We start from the raw sequence: 20445 nt of genomic DNA, 5'->3' as shown, positions 1-20445 counted from the left end.
TCACTCGCTCGAACCGTTATGGCCAAGGGGATGGACCGTCCCATGCATAACCGTGAATACAAGCTGTCTACCCGGCAGCTCGCGTCCTTTGGAAGCGGGCAGGCCGATACTCGAAACGAATGCAAAAGTTGCAGTAATCCCGTTGGAGGAATTGATTTGGAACCGCGCGTCGTTGAACTGGAAACCCACCTCAAATACATCCGCAAAGACATGGATGAAATTCGTACCGACGTCAAGGTGATCCGCCACAGGCTGGCCTATTCGGCCGGCGCCGCGGCGGTGGTGCTCGGCCTGCTGGGCTGGGTCGCCAACAATCGATTCGATCAGCTGGTGATGCTGCTCACGCGATAAGGTGAGGCGCGCAACGGCCCGAGCGTCCCACTCGGGCCGGAGAACACCTGGTAGGCATGCTAGCCCAGGACTTCGCTCAAGGGGATGAAGCCCACTTCGTCACCCTCCACCAGCATCTGTCCCTCAAGCACTTCGACCAATCCTTCGGCCCAGGCCGCGCTGCGCAGGACCCCCGAGCTCTGATTCCGGTAGATGACCGCTCGACCATTCTCCATGCGGCCTCGCAGGTATTCTCGGCGACTGCCCGCCTTCGGCCAGGCGAAACCGGCCGGCACCTTGAACTTGAGCGGCGTCACCGACTGCACGCCTTGGCGTCTCAACAGGTAAGGCCTTGCCAGCAGTGCGAACGTCACGAGGGTCGACGCGGGATTTCCAGGCAGGCCTATGACCGGCACGCCACGGTAATGCCCGAACGTCAGCGGCTTACCTGGCTTGATGGCGAGCTTCCACAATGCCAGCTCACCGTCCTCACGCAAGGCGATGCCGAGGAAGTCCGCTTCCCCCACCGAGACACCACCGGTGGACAGGATCAGATCGACATCCGACAACTGCGCCAAGCGCTCGCGGGTGGCCGGCAAATCGTCGGGCAGGATACCGGCATCAAGCACCTCACAACCCAGGCGTTGTAGCCAACCACACAGCAGCACGCGGTTACTGTTATAGATCTGACCAGGCCCCAGTGCCTGGCCGGGCTCGACCAGCTCATCACCCGTGGACAGAACGGCGACGCGGACCTTGCGCACCACGTCCAGCGATGCACAGCCCAAGGATGCCGCCAAGCCCAGCTCGATCGGCCCCAGGCGAGTGCCGGCAGAGAGGACCTGCTCGCCAACGGTGGTCTCCTGTCCTTGAGGACGAATGTTCTGTCCACTGACCATGGGCTCGGTAAACCGCACCCGCTGGTCGCTTTCGACCACGGCGTTTTCCTGCATCTCGACGCAATCAGCGCCGGCAGGAACTGGCGCCCCCGTGAAGATCCGCGCGCACGTGCCAGCGGCCAGCGGCTCCGGCGCCTGCCCGGCAAAAATCCGCTGGCTGACCACCAACGGCTCGCCGCTCCAGTCCGCCAGCCGCAAGGCATAACCGTCCATGGCGCTGTTGGGCCATGGCGGCAAGTCAAGGGTCGATATCAGGTCCTCGGCCAGCACTCGCCCTGATGCTTCGGCCAAAGGCAAACGCTCGCGTTGGACAATCGGTGTGCTCTCCGCCATCTCGAGCAGCCGCGCCAAGGCTATCTCAACGGCCATCAAGGCGCCGGCCTTGCCCGGTTTACCCACGGGATTCACAAGGGGCTGCCTGTTTCAAATGAGCCACAAAGTTACATGGCCGATGCCGCACATCCAATTGTTCGGCCAGGATCCCATCCCATCCGGTACGCACCGCGTTGGTCGACCCTGGCAGGCAACATACCAGCGTGCCATTGGCCAGGCCGGCCAGCGCACGGGACTGCACAGTGGAAGTGCCGATGTCGGCCACGGATATCTGCCGGAACAACTCGCCAAAGCCATCGACCTGCTTGTCCAGCAGGCACGTGACGGCTTCCGGCGTGCTGTCACGCCCCGTGAAACCGGTGCCGCCGGTGATCAGCACGACTTGCACCACGTCCTCGGCAATCCAGGTCGCGACTTGTGCCCGGATCTTGTACAAATCATCTTTGAGCAGGACCCGTGCCGCCAGGTTGTGACCCGCCTCCGTGAGCCGATCGACGAAGACCTGCCCGGACGTATCGGTTTCCAGGGTACGGGTGTCACTGACTGTCAGCACCGCGATATTGAGCGGCACGAAAGGTACATCAGCCTTGGCTTTCATAGGCTCGTCCAGTTGTGAAGGAAACAGCCCGGTGTTATATCACAGCGCTTCATTTTTTCGCCCGTGCGGAGACACGCCATGACCTCGGAAACGCCACTGCCATCCTGCTCCATTCTGCTCCTGGCGGGCGGGCGCGGACAACGCATGGGCGGCCAGGACAAAGGGCTGGTGCAATGGCAAGGCGAACCGCTGATTGCCCATCTTCATCGCCAGACCCGCGACATGAGCGATGACCTGATCATTTCCTGCAACCGCAATGCGCAACGTTATGCGCCGTATGCCGATCAGTTGGTGCATGATGAGGAAGGCGATTTTCCCGGGCCATTGGCGGGCATCCGCGCAGGTCTCAAGGCCGCGAGACACCCGTATCTACTGGTGCTGCCATGCGACGTGCCGCAAATCGACGCAAGCCTGCTCGACAATATGCGCAGGACGGCCAGCTTGCACCCCGACCAACCGTTGATGGTGCGCCACGGCGAGCATTGGGAACCGCTGCTGTGCGTCATCCCGTTGACCCTGGCAGCACGCTTCGAACAAGCCTGGAGCGAAGGCGAACGCAGCCCCGGCCGCATCATGCGCGCGCTGCACGCCGTTGCCTTGCAATGCCCTCCCGACGATCCGCGGCTGGCCAATCTGAACACCCCGGAACTACTGGCTCGACATAAAGGCGTGTCAGATTGACACTAGCCAGGAACTTGCGCGCGATGTATACGTCTGAAGGTCAGTAACTTGAAGAATCCATTTCGGAGAAACACCATGACACAACGGACCCTCGCCACGTTCATGCTCGCCCTGGGCCTCGCCACCCTTGCCGGGTGCGCTTCGCCAACGGTGATCACCTTGAATGACGGTCGCGAAATCCAGGCCGTCGATACCCCACATTACGATGAAGAAAGCGGTTTCTACGAATTCGAACAACTGGATGGCAAGCAGACTCGCGTGAACAAGGATCAGGTTCGTACCGTTAAGGATTTGTAATCTGTAACGCTGCTGCCCGATGTTGCTAAAAACCGGCGCTTCCTGAAGAGGGAAGCGCCGGTTTTTTTTGGGGCTTGGTTTTGGGTTCTGGGATAGCCGACCTGGCTCTTGGTGAGACCGTGTTTCCCCTGCGGGAGCGGGCTTGCTCGCGAAAGCGGTGTGTCAGTTTGCGGTGACGTTGGACGGGGCCGGCCTCTTCGCGAGCAAGCTCGCTCCCACAGGTTTGGCGGTGCACATGGGCTTTGGGCCTGCTGAAGATCCAATGTGGGAGCGAGCTTGCTCGCGATAGCGGTGGTTCGGCCACATAGAAACCAGCATGTGCCCTGCTCTTGCTCTCCTAACGAAAAAATCAAAACCTCACACAGTGATAGCGGGTTCTAAACCAACTACCACCGCAACGAAATACCACTCTCGAACACCCGCTCCCGACCAGTAACCGGATCAACAAAACGCAACCCCTGAGCCAGCAATTTCAAAGGATTGGCATAATCATCCTCAACATCCCGAAGCACATCCGGATAAAACGGATCATTGCAGATCCCCGCCCCAAGGGCATTCATGTGAACCCGCAATTGATGCTTCTTACCCGTAACCGGATACAAGCCATAACGCCAAAACTCACCATTCCTTTCCAACACTTCAATGGCCGTTTCGGTATTGGGCTCACCCTGCCCTTCCTGCATCCGGAAGAACGGTTCGCCATCAATCATCCGGCTTTTATGCACCAGGGGAAAGTTCAACCCAGGCAACGCACGGGCAATGGCTTGGTAGCGTTTCTCGATTCGCCGTGTCGGGAACAATGACTGATACGCCGAACGGGTTTGCGGGTTGGCCGAAAACAACACCAGCCCGGCCGTATGCCGATCGATGCGGTGCAGGGGCACCAGATGCGGATTGTCCAGCCGCCGGATCAACCGTCGCAACAAGGTTTGCTCAACATACTCGCCCGCCGGAGTGACGGGCAGGAAATGCGGTTTGTCTGCCACCACCAGGTGCTCGTCGGCGTACAGGATCGACTCCACCACCGGGATCGGTTTCTCGTCGGGTACTTCCCGGAAGTAGTGGATGCGCAAGCCTTCGCGGTACGGCAAGTCGACAGGGATCGCCTTGCCCTCCCCATCCAATACCCGGCCCCGGGCGATCCGGTCCAGCCACTGTTCACGACTGATGGCGCTGAAATGCTCGCACAGGCATTCCAGCACCGTCGGCCAGGAACCGGGCGGCAGGTACAACGTACTGGCCTGATGATGAGCGGCGGAAAACGATGAACCGGACATTAAAAACTCTTGGATATTTGGCATGCCGGCATTATCCGACAGTCGCCCCAGCCAGCCCAGCGATGATTGCTTTACGCCGTGGCCGACGTCGGTTTTGCCGCCGCTTCGGTGAACTCTTTCAACCAGCGCAGTACGTCCACCGCCTCCCAGCGACCCGGATCGTAGAGCGCGTACAGCAAGCCCTGGTAACCCACCACATCCAATTGCTTGTGATAGCCGGCGCGCTGGAACAACGCTTCGATCTCCGCGAAGCAGGTATTGAAATGCAGTTTATTGAAGGGTGTCTTGCCTTCGGTCACCAAGCCATCCAGGCGAAGCTCCAGGACCGCCTCATGCACAACGTCCGCGGACATCCTGTTTACGCTGGCTTTCAGTTGTTCGACATTGACCAAGGGGTGCACTCCAGATAGCTGTATGGGCATACAGTAACCGAAGCGCGATATTTTCGCCAACCACAGTGTCAGGAACTGACGAACGAGCCGTTCAACGGAGGAATGCCACGATCTGTTCGGTATCGAAGGGCCAGTCCAGCTCGGCACCGGTATCCAGCCTGCGCAGCACTGGAATACGCAGCCCATAGTCCTCCACCCAGTCTTCACGTTCTGAAATGTCCACCAATTCCACCAACAATCCATGTTCAACCAAAGGCATCAGCTCAGCTTCGGCGACTTCGCAAAGATGGCACCCCAGGGTACCGAACAATTGGCATTCAGGAGGCATGGCGGGTAGACCCAAAAAAGATAGACGGTCATTCTAGGCCCGCCTCGGAAAACCGTCGAGTCGCTGGCTCGCCTCAGGGTGTTTCGGTAAAACGCTGATGCAAATCACTGAACGCAAATGCTTTTCCAGCGACGCTTGTCACGTTTTCCCTTCTACGCTGTGCGTTGTACCTTGAAACGGAGTTCCCCTTGTTTGCCAACCTGCTGATCATCCTCGCCTCGTCCCTGGTGGTCATCGCCCTGTTCAGGCGGCTGCGCCTGCCTCCCGTACTGGGTTATCTCTGTGTCGGGTTGGCGGTGGGGCCTACCGCGCTGGACTGGGTCAACGACAGCGAAGAATTGCCAGACCTTGCCGAGCTTGGGGTGGTATTCCTGCTGTTCTCGTTGGGCCTGGAATTTTCCCTGTCGAAAATGCTCGAACTGCGCCGGGTCGTGTTCGGCCTGGGCAGTCTGCAGGTGCTGTGCTCGGGCGCGCTGCTGGCGGGATTGCTGGCTGTGTGCGGCGCGCCAGCGATCGCCGCGTTGCTGCTCGGGGCCGGGCTGGCCTTGTCCTCCACCGCCATTGTCAGCAAGGAGTTGACCAGCCTGGGCGAGATCTTCAGCAGCCACGGCCAGAACGCCATCGGTGTGTTGTTATTCCAGGACGTTGTCGCAGTGCTGCTGTTGACCCTGGTGCCAGTCTTCGCCGGCAGCAGCGAGCACCCGTGGTATTGGGCGCTGCCCCTGACCCTGGGCAAGACCCTGGTGTTGTTTGGCGGCCTGCTGCTGGCCAGCCGATTGCTGCTGCCACGGCTTTTCCATGAAGTGGCGGCGTCCCGGTCCGCGGAACTGTTCGTGCTGCTGGCCCTGGTGATCGTGCTGCTGACAGCATGGCTGACCCACCTGCTCGGATTATCGCCGGCCCTGGGCGCCTTCCTGGCGGGGATGCTGCTGGGGGAAAGCCACTACCGACATCAGATCGAGGCCGATATACGCCCGTTCCGTGACATCCTGCTGGGGCTGTTTTTCGTCAGCATCGGCATGCTGATCGATCTGCAGCTGTTTCTCGATGACGGCCTGTCGATCCTGGGATTGACCCTCGGCTTGATGCTCATCAAGGGCTGCGTGGTCGCCGTCCTGGTGAAATGGCGCGGCAGCGACGGTGAAACCGCCTGGCGCAGCGGCCTGGCCCTGGCCCAGGGCGGCGAATTCTGTTTTGCCTTGATGGCGCTGATGCAGCAGAACCGACTCATGCCCGCCGACATCAGCGGCCTGCTGCTGGCTGCGACGTTCTGCTCGATGCTGCTGACCCCGTTACTGCTGCGCGCGGCGCCACGCATCGCCGCACGCCTGCACCGCAAACCCAACGAAGAGGCACAACTGGACCAGATCAGCGCACTCAATGCCGGGTTGTCGAATCATGTGGTGATTTGCGGCTACGGACGCGTCGGCCAGTCCATCGGACGCTTCCTGCGTCGCGAAAGCCAGGCGTTCGTCGCCCTGGATGACGACCCTGTGATCATCCAGGAAGCCACCGTCGGGGAGAACTGCGTGCATTATGGCGATTCGCGACGAGGGGACCTGCTCGCCGCCGTTGGCTTGAACCGCGCCCGGCTGCTGGTGATCGCGGTGGACAAGACCGACATCGCCATCACCGTGCTCCAGGCGGCCCGACGGATCAACCAACAGGTGCCGATTCTGGTGCGCACCCGTGACGACAGCCAACTGGCCGAGTTGCAGGCGGCCGGGGCCAGCGAAGTGGTCCCGGAACTGTTGGAATCGAGCCTGATGCTGGCCTCCCACGCCTTGATCATGCTCGGCCTGCCTGAACAGCAGGTCCGGCATCACGTGGATCAGGTCCGCCACGACCGCTACCGCCTGCTCCACGGTTTTTATCCCGGCAATCAGGACAAGGAGCCCTAGCAGCCTGTGTGGTTAATCCTGGCTGACCGCGCCGATCTTGTGAATCGACAGGTCGGCGCCGTAATACTCTTCTTCCTGGGTCAGGCGCAGCCCCAGCACAACCTTGATGGCGCCATAGACCGCGAACCCGCCGGCCAGGGCGATGACCACGCCCAAAGCCGTGCCGATCAACTGGCTGATCAGGCTGACCCCACCCAGGCCGCCCAAGGCACTCTGGCCAAAGACACCGCAGGCAATGCCACCCCAGACACCGCACAGCCCGTGCAGCGGCCAGACGCCGAGCACATCGTCGATCTTCCATTTGCCCTGGGCTGCCGTGAAGCACCAGACAAACAAGGCACCGGCAATGGCACCGGTGGCCAGCGCCCCCACCGGGTGCATCAGGTCGGAACCGGCGCAGACGGCCACGAGCCCGGCCAGCGGGCCGTTGTGCAGGAAACCTGGGTCATTGCGCCCGACAATCAATGCCGCCACGGTACCGCCCACCATCGCCATCAGCGAATTGATCGCGACCAGCCCGCTTACCCCTGGCAAGGTCTGGGCACTCATCACGTTGAAGCCGAACCAGCCGACAATCAGGATCCACGAGCCCAGGGCCAGGAATGGAATGCTCGAAGGCGCGAACGCCACCAGGCGACCGTCCCGGTAGCGGCCATTACGCGGGCCGAGCAAGAGCACGGCGGCCAGCGCCAGCCAGCCACCCATGGCATGCACCACCACGGAACCGGCGAAGTCATGGAAACTGGCGCCGAACCGGGCTTGCAGCCAGGCCTGCAGGCCGAAATTGCCGTTCCAGACCAAACCTTCGAAAAACGGATAGACAAACGCCACGATCAGCACCGTGGCGCACAACTGCGGGGCGAACCGCGCGCGCTCGGCAATACCGCCGGAAATGATGGCCGGGATCGCCGCAGCAAAGGTCAGCAGGAAGAAGAACTTCACCAGGCTATAGCCATGGTCGGTGCTGAGCACCGCGGCCGGTTGCAGGAACGTCACGCCGTAGGAAATCCAATAGCCGACAAAGAAATAGGCCAGGGTCGAGACCGCAAAATCGCTGAGGATTTTCGACAGCGCATTGACCTGGTTCTTTTGCCGGACCGTTCCCACTTCAAGGAACGCGAAGCCGGCATGCATGGCCAGGACCATGACCGCGCCGAGCAGGATGAACAGCGTGTTGGAGCTGTGGACCAGACTGTCCACGGCACTTTGCATATTTTCCATGGTGTTGGCAGACCTGAAAAAGTTGAAAAAAGCACCAAGCCGGTTCGCTCACCTCACAAACGCACCAAGTTGAAACGGGGTAATGACCGAATGTAGGCCGGTGAACCGCTTTGGTGCGCCAGAATTGGCAAAACGAAGCCCCGCTTCGCGGGTTTTAATTATTTGGGTTAAGGTTTTGCGGGCTTGCGCCCAGCTTCAGCGCACTGGCACGGGCTGACGCACCAGTACATGGCGCAAGCCTGAGCAAAAGTTGTACCAGCCACTTGCACTGAACCTTCCGGCAAGGCTCATACTCGAACGCTTCAGACGTCACTTACGGAGATTCACCCCATGGCCAGAACCCAGGCAAAGACTGCTCAAGAAATCCTGATGGAAGACTTCCAGACGCTGGTCAGCGACACGGAGCGCTTGCTCGATCACACCGCGACGCTGGCAGGCGATCAAGCCGATGCACTACGCAGCCAGATCCACGAAACCCTCCTGCGCGCCCGCGAAACACTCAAGCTGACCGAAGATTCCATGCGCGAACGCGGCCAGGCTGCGGTAGTCGCCACCGAGGAATACGTACAGGCCAACCCTTGGCAATCGGTGGGCATCGCCGCGGGCGTTGGTTTTCTGATTGGTCTGTTGGCAACACGGCGCTGATCATGGGTATCGACGAATCCGGCTCGTCCGAAGCGGGCACACAACCTACAGCGCGCCGACTGGGCGCGGCGTTTCTCGGCTTGCTGCACAGTCACGTCGAATTGTTCGGCATTGAACTGCAGGAACAGAAGGCACGCACCGTCAGCCTCCTGCTGTTCGCCGGCCTTGCGCTGGTATTCGGCTTGCTGCTGTTGGTCGGGCTTTCGGCGCTGGTGCTGATCCTGGTGTGGGACACCTATCGTCTGTCGGGCATTATCGGCCTGTGTCTGTTTTACCTGCTGGCGGCCCTGTTTTGCGGTCTGCGGCTCAAGGCAGCGATCTACGACGAGTCCTCTCCTTTCAACGCCACCCTCGAAGAACTGGCCAATGACCGGGAGCGCCTGCTGCCATGAGCCTGCCTGACATCCCCCAAGCCCGGACACGACAGGAAATGCGCAAGGCACTGGTGCGCCTGCGCATGGAAATGCATCGCCAGGAAATCCGGCAAGAGACGCGCCAGTTGTTGCAGCCCTTGCATCGGGTCCGCGGCTTGACGCAAAGCTGGCACGAAGGCTTCGGCATCAAGCATGCGCCACTGTGGGGCGTGGCGGCGGTGTCCCTGCTGGGCTTTCTCACCGGCAAACGTACCCGCCGTGGTGGTGGCGGTGGCGTAACAGGCTTGATCCGCCTGGCAACCACATTGCTGCCGCTGATCAAGCTGGCCAAGACCCTGCGCAAACCCTGAATACCTACACCTGTGGCGAGGGAGCACTCACAAGATTTGGCCTGCTTCGCAGTCCAGCGGGAGCAAGCTCCCTCGCCACAAAGGGTATGTATCCAGCCTGTGCAGGCCTATAGGCCTTGCAGGCCGCCCCACGAACCGGGAAGCTAGGGCATCGACCTCATCGAACGGAGCAACCGGCCTTGGATTGGCATACCCTGCTGACTCGCGAACGTCTCGGAAAACCGCTGCACAGCCCACAAGAGCTGGGCCGTAGTCCCTTCCACAAGGACCACGACCGCATCATCTTTTCCGGTGCCTTCCGCCGCCTCGGGCGCAAGACGCAAGTGCATCCGGTGTCCAGCAACGACCACATCCATACGCGCCTGACCCATTCCCTGGAAGTCAGTTGCGTCGGGCGTTCCCTGGGCATGCGTGTGGGCGAAACCATCCGCAACGCCCTGCCCGACTGGTGCGAGCCCAGCGACCTGGGCATGGTGGTGCAATCGGCTTGCCTGGCCCACGACATTGGCAACCCGCCGTTCGGTCATTCCGGCGAAGACGCCATTCGCTATTGGTTCCAGCAGGCCGCCGGGCGTGGCTGGCTCGATGCCATGAGCGAAGCCGAGCGCAACGACTTCCTCAACTTCGAAGGCAACGCCCAGGGCTTCCGCGTCCTTACCCAACTTGAATACCATCAGTTCGACGGCGGAACCCGGCTGACCTATGCCACCCTCGGCACTTACCTGAAATACCCCTGGACCGCCCGTCACGCCGACTCCCTGGGCTACAAGAAGCATAAGTTCGGTTGCTACCAGAGCGAACTGCCACTGTTGGAACAGATTGCCCACAAGCTCGGCTTGCCACAGATCGAGGATCAACGCTGGGCACGGCATCCCTTGGTGTATCTGATGGAGGCCGCCGATGACATCTGCTACGCGCTGATCGACCTGGAAGACGGCGTGGAAATGGACCTCCTGGAATACCCCCAGGTGGAATCGCTGCTCCTGGACCTGGTGGGCGACGATCTTCCGGACACCTACCGGCAGCTCGGGCCGCAGGACTCTCGGCGGCGCAAGCTGGCGATCCTGCGGGGCAAGGCCATCGAACACCTGACCAACGCCGCCGCCCGGGCGTTTGTCGAGCAGCAGGAAGCGTTGCTGGCCGGCACGCTGCCAGGAGACCTGGTGGAACATATGCACGGCCCGGCAAAACGTTGCGTGTTGAATGCCAAGGACATGGCACGGCGGAAAATCTTCCAGGACAAGCGCAAGACCCTGCATGAAATCGGTGCCTACACCACGTTGGAAATCCTGCTCAACGGCTTTTGCGGCGCCGCCCTCGAACAGCACGGCGGGCGCACGCCTTCGTTCAAGAATCGACGCATCCTCGACCTGCTGGGGAACAATGCGCCGGATCCCAACGGCCCTTTGCATGGTGCGTTCTTGCGCATGATCGATTTCATCGCCGGCATGACTGACAGCTACGCCAGCGAGATGGCCCAGGAGATGACGGGCCGTACGCGTCAATAAAAGGCGTGGAGTCGACGGTGTGCGGCACCTGGCACAAAACCTGTGGGAGCGAGCTTGCTCGCGATGGCGGTAGATCTGTGCTCATCGATGCAGGATGTGCCACCGTCATCGCGAGCAAGCTCGCTCCCACGGGAATGGCGGTGAATGTGAATTTTGTAGCGCTGCGCCACAGGAAGTTGGAACTAGATAAATAAATGTATGGCTTACACACACCTTGATTTAAACGCTTCCTTTGTTTGCGCAAAAAACACAATCAAAGAAATATTCCTTCACACATTGCCAACACCTACCCGTCTTTATTGTCATCCACCTACTAAAAAACCGTTTACGTCGTAATATCTTGCCTCTTTTTTTGTAGGAAACTTCTGAAATTGAAGTTGCATGCCTGTCTCTTCGTACGGCCCTGGCTATAAGTGGGCTAAGGTGCGCGCTTTATTCAAGTTCGCAGGGTAATTTATTCATGAACTCCGTTTTCATTGTCGACGATCATCCGGTCATTCGCCTCGCCGTTCGCATGCTCCTGGAACATGAAGGTTATAAGGTCGTAGGAGAAACTGACAACGGCGTCGACGCGATGCAAATGGTGCGCGAGTGCATGCCAGACCTGGTTATCCTGGACATCAGCATCCCCAAACTCGACGGGCTGGAAATCCTGTCACGCTTCAACGCCATGACCACGCCGCTCAAGACGTTGGTGCTCACGGCACAATCGCCGACGCTCTTCGGGATCCGATGCATGCAATCCGGTGCCTCTGGTTACGTTTGTAAGCAGGAAGACCTCAGCGAACTCGTCAGTGCGATCAAAGCGGTATTGTCCGGCTACAACTATTTTCCCAGCCAGGCGCTGAACCCGGTACGCCCGGATGATCCACGCAGTGTAGAGCTGGACCTTTTCAAAAGCGTCAACGATCGGGAACTGATGGTGTTGCAACTTTTCGCCCAGGGCCGTACCAACAAGGAAATAGCCAAGGGGATGTTTCTCAGCAATAAAACCGTCAGCACTTATAAAAAACGTCTGATGCAGAAACTCAAGGTCAAGTCCCTGGTCGAGCTGATTGAAATGGCGAAGCGCAACGCGCTGGTGTGAGAAACAGCATGCTCAGACGCATAACCGAATGTCTCTTGCTGATCAGCGTAGCGTTGTACGCAGGAGCGCTCGCGGCGACGCCAGAGACGCCCGGGCAATACACGCTGCTGGGTCGGTCGTCCACGGTTCAGGCCGAGATCAAGCTCGATGACGTTCACCGCGCCTGGCTAAAAGACCGACAGGAATTGGTCCTGGGAACCTCCGCACCGGATTATCCGCCCTTCGATCTCTCCGCCAGTGGACGCGACTACGAAGGCCTGACCGCCGACTATGCCAACCTCGTCGCCAAGGCCACCGGCCGGCCCATCAGCGTCCTGCGCTTCGCTTCCCGTGAGGCCGCCATGGCGGCTCTCAAGAACGGGCACATCGATATGCTTGGCACCGCCAACGGTTTCGAAGCCCGCGATCCCGACATTGTGTTATCGACGCCATACGCGGTGGACCAACCCGTGCTCGTCACCCGAACGAATGAAAGCCGATCCCTGAATGAAGACCTCAAGGGGTTGCGGCTGAGCATGGTCTATCACTACCTGCCGCTGCGGGAAATCGAAAAACTCTACCCCAAGGCGATCATCACCACCTACCCGTCCTACCAGAACGCCATCAATGCCGTCGCCTTTGGCCAGGCCGATGTATTTCTCGGCGATACCCTGTCCACCCACTACATGATCAGCAAGGGCTACCTGAGCAATATCCGCATGGCCAGCTTCGGCAAGCATGAAACCTATGGATTCGGTTTCGCCGTACGCCGTGGCGATACCCGCTTGCTGGAAATCATCAACACCATACTGAACCAGGTCCCCATTGCCGAGCAGGCGGCCATCTCCAAACGCTGGAGTGCGGGCAGCGACCTGTACCTCACCGATCACCGGGTACAACTGACTGACCGCGAGCAACGTTGGCTGGACAGGCATCCGGTGGTCCGGGTGGTGGTGAACGAAACCTCCGCCCCCTTCACCTTCTTCGATTCGGACGGCGATTTTCGCGGCATCAGTGCCGACCTGCTTGAACTGATCCGGTTGCGCACCGGCTTGCGCCTGGACATCCAGCGCCGCCAGAACGACAGTGAGATGATCGCTGCCGTCCTGAACGATCAAGCCGACATGATCGCCGCACTGTTGCCCAGCAGTGAACGGCAACGCCAGTTGAAATTCAGCCGCCCCTACATCGACAGCGCGTTCGTCCTGCTGACCCGCAAACAGTCCGACACCCCCACGACACTCGACCAGTTCGGCCAAGCCAGCCTGGCGATCGCCAAAGGCAACCCCGTCATTGACTGGCTACGCAGCCAGTACCCGAATATCCGGATCATCGAAACGGACGGCTCCGTGCGCGCCGTGGAAATGCTCGCCCATGGCCAGGTCGACGGCGGCGTGCACTCGCAGGTGATGGCCAACTACTTTATCGCCTCCCATGCGTGGCGGGACAGGTTGCAAATCAGCAGCACGGTGGGCACCCAGCAAGCCCTGTTCGCGCTGGCCACCGCCAGACACGCCAGCGAGTTGAACGCCATCCTCGACAAGGCCCTGACCAGCATCGACCCTGACGAACTGGGCGTCATCAACAACCGCTGGCGCGGTTACGTCTCGCCCTCGGAACACACCTGGCGCACCTATAACCGCCTGTTCTTCCAGGTCGTCGCGGGGGTTGGCCTGTTGCTTCTGCTGTCCCTGGCCTGGAACGCCTACATGCGGCGCCAGATCAGGCAACGTCAACGGGCGGAACTGGCCCTCAACGATCAACTGGAATTCATGCACGCACTGCTCAACGGCACCCCGCACCCCATCTACGTGAGGGATCGCAACGGTATCCTGCAAAGCTGCAACGACAGTTACCTGGAAGCGTTCAACGCCAGGCGTGAAGACGTCATCGGCAAGGACTCGATGCCAGGCTCCATGAGCAACGCCTTCGAAGCGCAGGAGTACCAGGCGGACTACCAACGCGTCATGGCCGAAGGCAGCGCCCTGATCGTCGACCGCCCCCTGCACATCGGCGACCGGAAGCTGACGATCTATCACTGGATCCTCCCCTACCGAAACTCCGCCGCCGAAGTGCAAGGCATCATCGGCGGCTGGATCGACATCAGTGAACGACGGCAGTTATTCGAGGAATTGCGCGCGTCCAAGCAACGGGCCGATGACGCGAACCGCGCCAAAAGCACGTTCCTCGCCACCATGAGCCATGAAATCCGCACCCCTATGAACGCGGTGATCGGCATGCTCGAGCTGGCCCTGAAACACGCCGACAAGGGCCACCTGGACCGCTCGACCATCGAAGTCGCGTACGAGTCGGCGTCCGGCATGCTCGAGCTGATCGGCGATATCCTCGACATCGCTCGTATCGAATCCGGCCACCTGAGCCTGGCCCCCGAACGCGTCAATCTAAGGGCCCTGCTGCAATCGGTCATACGGGTCTTCGAGGGCGTGGCCCGACAAAAAAACCTGGTGTTGTCGTTGCAGTTCGACGCCGCCGAGGGAAACCCTGACGTGTCGATAGACCCCTTGCGATTCAAGCAGGTGCTGTCGAACCTGATCAGCAATGCCCTTAAATTTACCGAGCAGGGCCAGGTCGTGGTCAAGGTCCGGCTATCGCCAACCGAGCGGGACGACGTCCTGGACATGCACCTGGAAGTCAACGACAGCGGCATCGGCATCGGCCCGGCCGACCTGCATCGATTGTTCGAGCCTTTTGCCCAGGTCGATAACAGCAGCCGGATGGCCCGCAAAGGCGCGGGACTGGGGCTGGTGATCAGTCGCAACCTGTGCCAGATGATGGGCGGCAACCTCCATATGAGCAGCCAACCCGGCGTCGGCACCCAGGTCCAGGTCCGGCTGCAACTCACCGTCCTGTCAACGGCGCCGGTCAGCGCGCCACTGGAACCGATCATCGAAACGGCACAGGCCATCTTGAACGTCCTGATCGTGGACGATCACCCGGCCAACCGCCTGCTGATGTCCCAGCAATTGGAATACCTCGGCCATCACTACCAGGTCGCCCACGATGGCGCCCACGGGCTCGAGGTTTGGCAAAAAGGCGATTTCGATCTGGTCATTGCCGATTGCAACATGCCCATCATGAGCGGCTACGAACTGGCCCGGTCGATTCGTCGCGAGGAGTCCGAACAGCGACGGGCGCCCTGCACCGTCCTGGGGTTCACCGCCAATGCCCAGCCGGAGGAAAAACAACGCTGCCTGGACGCCGGAATGGATGATTGCCTGTTCAAACCGATCAGCCTGAGCGCCCTGAGCCAGTGGATCAAGACCGTCAAACCGGTCGACCATCCAGCGGTTTTCTCCCTCCACAGCCTCCAGGCGTTGACCGGCGGCGACCCTTCGTCGAACCGGCGCCTGCTGGCTGAGTTACTCAGCAGCAGCCGCGCGGATCGCCAGGAGTTGCTCGACGTCGCCCGGGGAGCGAACCGGCAAGCGCTGACCGAAACGGCGCACAAGATCAAAGGCGTCGCCCGCATCGTCCAGGCGACCTCTTTGATCCAGCGGTGCGAGGCGCTGGAACAGGCGTGTCATCAGGCACAGGCACCTGAACGCATCAGCGACTGTATCGATGCCCTCGACCGCGCCATGACCGAACTGGAACGGGCCTTGGAAACGGAAATCGCCAAGGCAAAATAACCCAGTGTTTACTATGCTATTCGCTCAGCAGTGCGTACCTGGGGGGTTCTCGATCGGTTTCCCTTGCACGCGGAAACACCCATCGAGAACGCCCCCTGCCCCCATGGAGTGACTGCAATGCCCAGCGCACCGCGTCCGGACAAACGCCGGTTCCCCCTGCACGTCCATATCAGCGTGATGTTTACCCTGCTTTTGTTGTTGACCGGGGTGGTGCTGGGTATTTTCAACTACCGACAAACCACGCAAATCATCCTCTCCAGCAGCGAAAAACTGTTCAACCGCATTGAGCAGGATGTGCGCCTGGACCTGTATGACACCTACGAACCCATCCGCCACCTGTTGAGCCTGTTGGCCGATTACCCGGCGACGCGCACGCCGCAGATGGCGCAACGCCTGGCCCTGCTCGCACCCTTCAGCCAGGCACTGCGGGACAACCCGAACCTGGCGTCGTTGTACCTGGGCGATCAGCGTGGCAATTTCCTGATGGTTCGGCCATTGCGCACCGCAGCCCTGAGAACCGCCCTGCAGGCACCCGCCGAGGCGGCCTATCAAGTCTGGACCGTCGAGCGAGCCTCCGAGCAAGGCCCGGTCCATTCCCAGTCGCTGTTCTACGACGAGACCCTGACGCTTATCGAGCGCCGGGACATCGCCGACGAAACCTACGATCCGCGCAGTCGGGGCTGGTTTCGCAGCGCCGCCGACAGCACCGAGCAGATCACCACCGAACCCTACGTTTTTTTCTCCACCCACAATGTCGGCACCACCCTGGCTCGGCGTAGCGGCGAGCAGGCGGTCATCGGCGCCGACCTGACCCTGGCGGCCCTGTCCCAGACCCTGGCCAAGCACAAGGTCACCACCGGCACCGAAATCGTCCTGCTCGACCCCAAGGGCAACGCCGTGGGTTATCCCGACAGCGACCGGCTGCTCGCCGACGCCCAGTCCGCGCGCCTGATCAAGGCCCGCGACCTCAGCCCGGCCATCGCCGCCGTCCTCGATGACAACGCTGACACGACCCGCCTGGAAGCGGCTGGACGCCAGTGGATCGTTTCCCGCAGCCACATGCAGGAAGGCGGGCCCCAAGGCCTGGAACTGGCGTTGCTGGTGCCTGAAGACGAGCTGCTGGACAACGCTTATCGCATGCGCTGGCAAGGCGCGCTCATCACCCTCGCCACCCTGCTGCTGTGCCTGCCCCTGGGCTGGTTGACGTCGAGGATCCTGGTCAAGCCGTTGCGCGAACTGGTGCAGGAAGCCGACGCCATTCGCAGCTTCGATTTCAACTACCCGGTGTCACGCCGCTCCCCGGTGCTGGAGGTCGACCAGTTGAGCGTCTCGATGGCGCGCATGAAAGAGACCCTGGCAAGTTTCTTTGAAATCACCGCCAGCCTGCGCGCCGAAACACGCTTCATCCCACTGCTGGAGCGGGTGTTGTTCGAAACCGTAAAAATCGGCCAGGCCCAGGCCGGCCTGATCTACCTGCGCGAGAACGACGACAATCGGCTCAAGCCCTACGGGCTGGTGATCGATGGCACGCCCAGGGACCTCGAAACCTTCAAGCTGCGCAGTCTTGAGTTGCAGGCGGGCGACAGCCCGCAATGGCTCCGGCAACTGGCCGTCTCGGACAATCTGGTGACCTCCCTGGGCTTCGAGCAGGCCGCCGACCTGCAGGGCATCCTGCGGGCACTGGACTCGCCTCGGGCCCACCTGATTGGTATCCGCCTGCGCAATCGTCACCAGGAAACCGTCGGCGTGTTGGTGTTGCTGATCACCGACAGCGGCACCGAAGCCGACCTGGAAAAACTCCAGCCCGACCGCATCGCCTTCCTCCAGGCCGTGTCCGGCGCCGCCACCGTGAGCATCGAGGGCCAGCGCCTGCAAGCCAAGCAAAAACAACTGCTGGACGCTTTTATCCAACTGCTGGCTGGCGCGATCGATGCCAAGAGTCCCTACACCGGTGGCCATTGCCAGCGGGTGCCGGTCCTGACCCTGATGCTCGCCCAGGCCGCCGCCGCCAGCCAGGCGCCGGCATTCGACGCCTATCGGCCCACAGAGGATGAATGGGAGGCCCTGCACATCGCTGCCTGGCTGCACGACTGCGGCAAGGTCACCACCCCTGAATACGTCGTCGACAAAGCCACCAAACTGGAAACCCTGCACGACCGGATCCACGAAATACGCACCCGCTTCGAAGTGCTCAAGCGCGACGCCTGGATCGATTACTGGCGGGCCGTGGCAAACGGTGGCGAGTCGTCATCCCTGGCGCAACAGCGTGACGCGACGTTGACCGCCCTGGATGACGACTTTGCTTTCGTCGCGCGCTGCAACCTGGGCTCCGAAGCCATGGCCGAGGCCGACCTGCAACGCTTGCAACACATCGCGCAACGCCCATGGACCCGGACCCTCGATGATCGCCTGGGGGTTTCCTGGGAAGAGAACCGGCGCCAGGCCCGCACGCCCAAGCCGACGCTACCGGTCACCGAGCCGCTGTTGGCGGACAAGCCCGAGCACCTGTTCGAGCGCCACGCGGCCGAACTGATCCCGGCAGACAACCCGTGGGGTTTCCAGCTCGATGTGCCGGCCTGGAAATACAACCGCGGCGAGCTCTACAACCTGAGCATCATGCGTGGCACGCTGACCCGCGAGGAGCGCTACGTCATCAACCATCACATGGTGCAGACGATCCTGATGCTCAGCCAGCTGCCCTTTCCCAGCCACCTGAACAATGTGGCGGAGATCGCCGGCGGTCATCACGAGAAGATGGACGGCAGCGGTTATCCCAAGCGCCTCAAACGCGAGGAAATGAGCCTGCCGGCACGCATGATGGCGATTGCCGACATCTTCGAAGCACTGACAGCGGCCGACCGCCCCTACAAGAAAGCAAAGAAGCTGAGCGAGGCCCTGGGCATCATGGCCACCATGTGCCGTGACGCCCATATCGATCCCGAACTGTTCGGGCTGTTCATCGAGGAAAAGATCTACCTGAGCTACGCCGAGCAGTTCCTCGACCCGCACCAGATCGATGAAGTCGACCCCGACAGCCTGCTGGCCAAGGCCGGGCTGAAGGCATGAAAGCAATCCCTGTAGGAGCTGCCGAGCGAAGCGAGGCTGCGATCTTTCCCCTGACACTTGAATCTCAAGCGAACAATCAAAGGATCAAAAGATCGCAGGCTTCGCCAGCTCCTACTGGACGTGGGTCAGCAATCCGTCAGGCGCAGGAAGATCGCAGCCAACGCTTCAATGCCGGCCTGATCATGCTCGCTGAAACGCGACAATTTCGGGCTATCCAGGTCGAGCACGCCGATCAGGCGCCCGTCCTTGACCAGCGGCACCACCAGCTCGCTGTTCGACGCACTGTCGCAGGCGATGTGCCCAGGGAAGGCATGGACATCTTCGACGCGCTGGGTCTGCCGGGTCGCTGCCGCCGTGCCGCAGACGCCGCGGCCAAAGGGAATACGCACGCAGGCGATCTGGCCCTGGAACGGCCCCAGGACCAGTTCTTCATTGCGATTGAGGTAAAAACCAGCCCAGTTCAGGTCTTCCAGTTGCGTGAACAGAAAGGCCGAGAACTGCGCGGCATTGGCGATGAAATCACGCTCATCGGCCAGCAAGGATTCCAGCTGTGCCGATAACAAGCCGTAGCCATCGAGGCCTTCTCCAGCAGCGTTCAAATCGATCATGCCTTGTGCTCCAACAATTTCAGGCCGACCCAGTAACGGGCAAACTGATAAGCGCAACGTCCGTTGCGGTTGCCGCGACCGGTTGCCCAGCGCACGGCCTGTATCTCCAGGGCTTCATCGCGCTCCCAGGCCAGCCCGGCCTTGGCCGCCAGTTCGCCGATCCAGTGTTCCACGACGTCGAGGAAATGCTCCTGGGTAAACGGATAAAACGACAGCCACAAACCAAAGCGGTCGGACAAGGCGATCTTGTCCTCCACTGCTTCGCTGGGGTGAAGTTCGCCGTCGACCCGCTTCCAGTTCTCGTTGTCGCTTTCCTTTTCCGGCACCAGGTGACGACGGTTGGACGTGGCATACAGCAGCACGTTGTCCGGCGCCTGTTCCAGCGAACCATCCAACACGCTCTTGAGCACGCGGTAATCGCCTTCGCCGGACTCGAACGACAAGTCATCGCAGAACAACACGAAGCGCTGTGGCAGTTTCGCAACCTGCTCGACCACCCGGGGCAAGTCGGCCAGGTGATCGCGTTCGATCTCGATCAACCGCAGGCCATGCTGGGCATGTTCGGCCAACAGGGCGCGCACCAGGGACGATTTGCCGGTGCCACGCGAGCCCCAGAGCAAGGCATGGTTGGCGGGCATGCCATCAATGAACTGCCGCGTGTTGCGCCCCAGTTGTTCGACCTGGCGATCCACGCCGATCAGGTCCGACAGGCGCATGTCGAGGCTGACTTGCAGCGGCAGCAGGTAGCCGCTGCGCCCGTCCCGCTGCCAGCGGGCGGCCAGGGTCTGGGACCAGTCGATGGTGGGCCGGGGCGCCGGCAGCAACGGCTCGATCCGGGCCAGCACGGCATCGGCGCGCTCAAGAAAAGCATTCAATCGCGAGTCCACGTCTTCTCCTCGGACAGGTTCACAGTAATGATGG

At 60.9% G+C, this 20445-nt stretch carries 19 protein-coding genes; 11 read left to right on the top strand and 8 right to left on the bottom strand.

What is annotated here, in order from left to right; all coding sequences use genetic code 11:
• Positions 1 to 42 precede the first annotated feature (42 nt).
• On the top strand, positions 43 to 351 hold the full coding sequence (locus tag ACLH0I_RS09665; RefSeq protein WP_250962342.1) for a hypothetical protein: 309 nt from the start codon (positions 43 to 45) through the stop codon (positions 349 to 351).
• A gap of 59 nt (positions 352 to 410) precedes the next feature.
• On the opposite strand, the gene glp is transcribed toward ACLH0I_RS09665, so the two are convergent.
• Positions 411 to 1598: a gephyrin-like molybdotransferase Glp gene (glp, locus tag ACLH0I_RS09660; protein ID WP_411387485.1), complete on the bottom strand. Its 1188-nt coding sequence runs from the start codon at positions 1596 to 1598 to the stop codon at positions 411 to 413.
• Positions 1599 to 1620: 22 nt separating this feature from the next.
• Positions 1621 to 2160 carry a molybdenum cofactor biosynthesis protein B gene (gene moaB / locus ACLH0I_RS09655; protein ID WP_250962343.1) on the bottom strand — a complete coding sequence of 180 codons (540 nt, stop codon included), beginning with the start codon at positions 2158 to 2160 and terminating at the stop codon, positions 1621 to 1623.
• Between the two features lie 78 nt (positions 2161 to 2238).
• Between moaB and mobA the strand changes: the two genes are divergently transcribed.
• Both mobA and ACLH0I_RS09645 read left to right on the top strand, forming a co-directional pair.
• Complete coding sequence (gene mobA / locus ACLH0I_RS09650) at positions 2239 to 2841, top strand: molybdenum cofactor guanylyltransferase MobA (protein WP_411386892.1); 603 nt, start codon at positions 2239 to 2241, stop codon at positions 2839 to 2841.
• A 75-nt stretch (positions 2842 to 2916) separates the two neighbouring features.
• A complete protein-coding gene (locus ACLH0I_RS09645; protein ID WP_003199454.1) occupies positions 2917 to 3138 on the top strand; it encodes a YgdI/YgdR family lipoprotein in 222 nt (73 codons plus the stop codon).
• Positions 3139 to 3524: 386 nt separating this feature from the next.
• Here ACLH0I_RS09645 and ACLH0I_RS09640 read toward each other — a convergent pair whose 3' ends face one another.
• The 3 genes from ACLH0I_RS09640 to ACLH0I_RS09630 all read right to left on the bottom strand — a co-directional run bounded on the left by ACLH0I_RS09640 (position 3525) and on the right by ACLH0I_RS09630 (position 5135).
• A complete protein-coding gene (locus tag ACLH0I_RS09640) occupies positions 3525 to 4415 on the bottom strand; it encodes a pseudouridine synthase (RefSeq protein ID WP_411386891.1) in 891 nt (296 codons plus the stop codon).
• Positions 4416 to 4486: 71 nt separating this feature from the next.
• Positions 4487 to 4807, bottom strand: coding sequence for a transcriptional regulator (locus ACLH0I_RS09635; protein WP_186705334.1), 321 nt, complete (start codon positions 4805 to 4807; stop codon positions 4487 to 4489).
• A gap of 91 nt (positions 4808 to 4898) precedes the next feature.
• Entirely contained in the window at positions 4899 to 5135 is a 237-nt protein-coding gene (locus tag ACLH0I_RS09630) for a glutaredoxin family protein (protein ID WP_250962347.1), read from the bottom strand.
• A 188-nt stretch (positions 5136 to 5323) separates the two neighbouring features.
• Here ACLH0I_RS09630 and ACLH0I_RS09625 point away from each other — a divergent pair, with 188 nt between their 5' ends.
• Positions 5324 to 7036 (top strand): cation:proton antiporter, encoded by a 1713-nt coding sequence (locus ACLH0I_RS09625; protein WP_411386890.1) that lies wholly within the window; start codon positions 5324 to 5326, stop codon positions 7034 to 7036.
• Between the two features lie 12 nt (positions 7037 to 7048).
• Here ACLH0I_RS09625 and ACLH0I_RS09620 read toward each other — a convergent pair whose 3' ends face one another.
• Entirely contained in the window at positions 7049 to 8257 is a 1209-nt protein-coding gene (locus ACLH0I_RS09620) for an ammonium transporter (RefSeq protein WP_411386889.1), read from the bottom strand.
• 330 nt (positions 8258 to 8587) lie between these two features.
• Here ACLH0I_RS09620 and ACLH0I_RS09615 point away from each other — a divergent pair, with 330 nt between their 5' ends.
• The 7 genes from ACLH0I_RS09615 to ACLH0I_RS09585 all read left to right on the top strand — a co-directional run bounded on the left by ACLH0I_RS09615 (position 8588) and on the right by ACLH0I_RS09585 (position 18916).
• On the top strand, positions 8588 to 8902 hold the full coding sequence (locus ACLH0I_RS09615) for a YqjD family protein (protein ID WP_092166820.1): 315 nt from the start codon (positions 8588 to 8590) through the stop codon (positions 8900 to 8902).
• 2 nt (positions 8903 to 8904) lie between these two features.
• Entirely contained in the window at positions 8905 to 9294 is a 390-nt protein-coding gene (locus tag ACLH0I_RS09610; protein ID WP_411386888.1) for a phage holin family protein, read from the top strand.
• Positions 9291 to 9626: a hypothetical protein gene (locus ACLH0I_RS09605; RefSeq protein ID WP_053120523.1), complete on the top strand. Its 336-nt coding sequence runs from the start codon at positions 9291 to 9293 to the stop codon at positions 9624 to 9626. The genes ACLH0I_RS09610 and ACLH0I_RS09605 overlap by 4 nt, the downstream gene beginning before the upstream one ends.
• A gap of 179 nt (positions 9627 to 9805) precedes the next feature.
• Entirely contained in the window at positions 9806 to 11134 is a 1329-nt protein-coding gene (locus ACLH0I_RS09600; protein WP_186705338.1) for a deoxyguanosinetriphosphate triphosphohydrolase, read from the top strand.
• Between the two features lie 460 nt (positions 11135 to 11594).
• On the top strand, positions 11595 to 12221 hold the full coding sequence (locus ACLH0I_RS09595) for a response regulator transcription factor (RefSeq protein ID WP_186705339.1): 627 nt from the start codon (positions 11595 to 11597) through the stop codon (positions 12219 to 12221).
• Between the two features lie 8 nt (positions 12222 to 12229).
• Positions 12230 to 15850: a transporter substrate-binding domain-containing protein gene (locus ACLH0I_RS09590; RefSeq protein WP_411386887.1), complete on the top strand. Its 3621-nt coding sequence runs from the start codon at positions 12230 to 12232 to the stop codon at positions 15848 to 15850.
• A 117-nt stretch (positions 15851 to 15967) separates the two neighbouring features.
• Positions 15968 to 18916 (top strand): HD domain-containing phosphohydrolase, encoded by a 2949-nt coding sequence (locus ACLH0I_RS09585; protein ID WP_411386886.1) that lies wholly within the window; start codon positions 15968 to 15970, stop codon positions 18914 to 18916.
• A 125-nt stretch (positions 18917 to 19041) separates the two neighbouring features.
• Here the strand turns inward: ACLH0I_RS09585 and ACLH0I_RS09580 are convergent, their stop codons facing one another.
• Positions 19042 to 19524: a GAF domain-containing protein gene (locus tag ACLH0I_RS09580; RefSeq protein ID WP_411386885.1), complete on the bottom strand. Its 483-nt coding sequence runs from the start codon at positions 19522 to 19524 to the stop codon at positions 19042 to 19044.
• A complete protein-coding gene (locus ACLH0I_RS09575) occupies positions 19521 to 20411 on the bottom strand; it encodes an ATP-binding protein (protein WP_250962356.1) in 891 nt (296 codons plus the stop codon). The genes ACLH0I_RS09580 and ACLH0I_RS09575 overlap by 4 nt, the downstream gene beginning before the upstream one ends.
• Positions 20412 to 20445 lie beyond the last annotated feature (34 nt).

The organism is Pseudomonas sp. MPB03 (assembly GCF_046605385.1).
GTDB lineage: Bacteria > Pseudomonadota > Gammaproteobacteria > Pseudomonadales > Pseudomonadaceae > Aquipseudomonas > Aquipseudomonas zanjanensis.
Note: the sequence above shows the minus strand (reverse complement) of the source record. Positions and strands in the feature narration are given on the sequence as shown.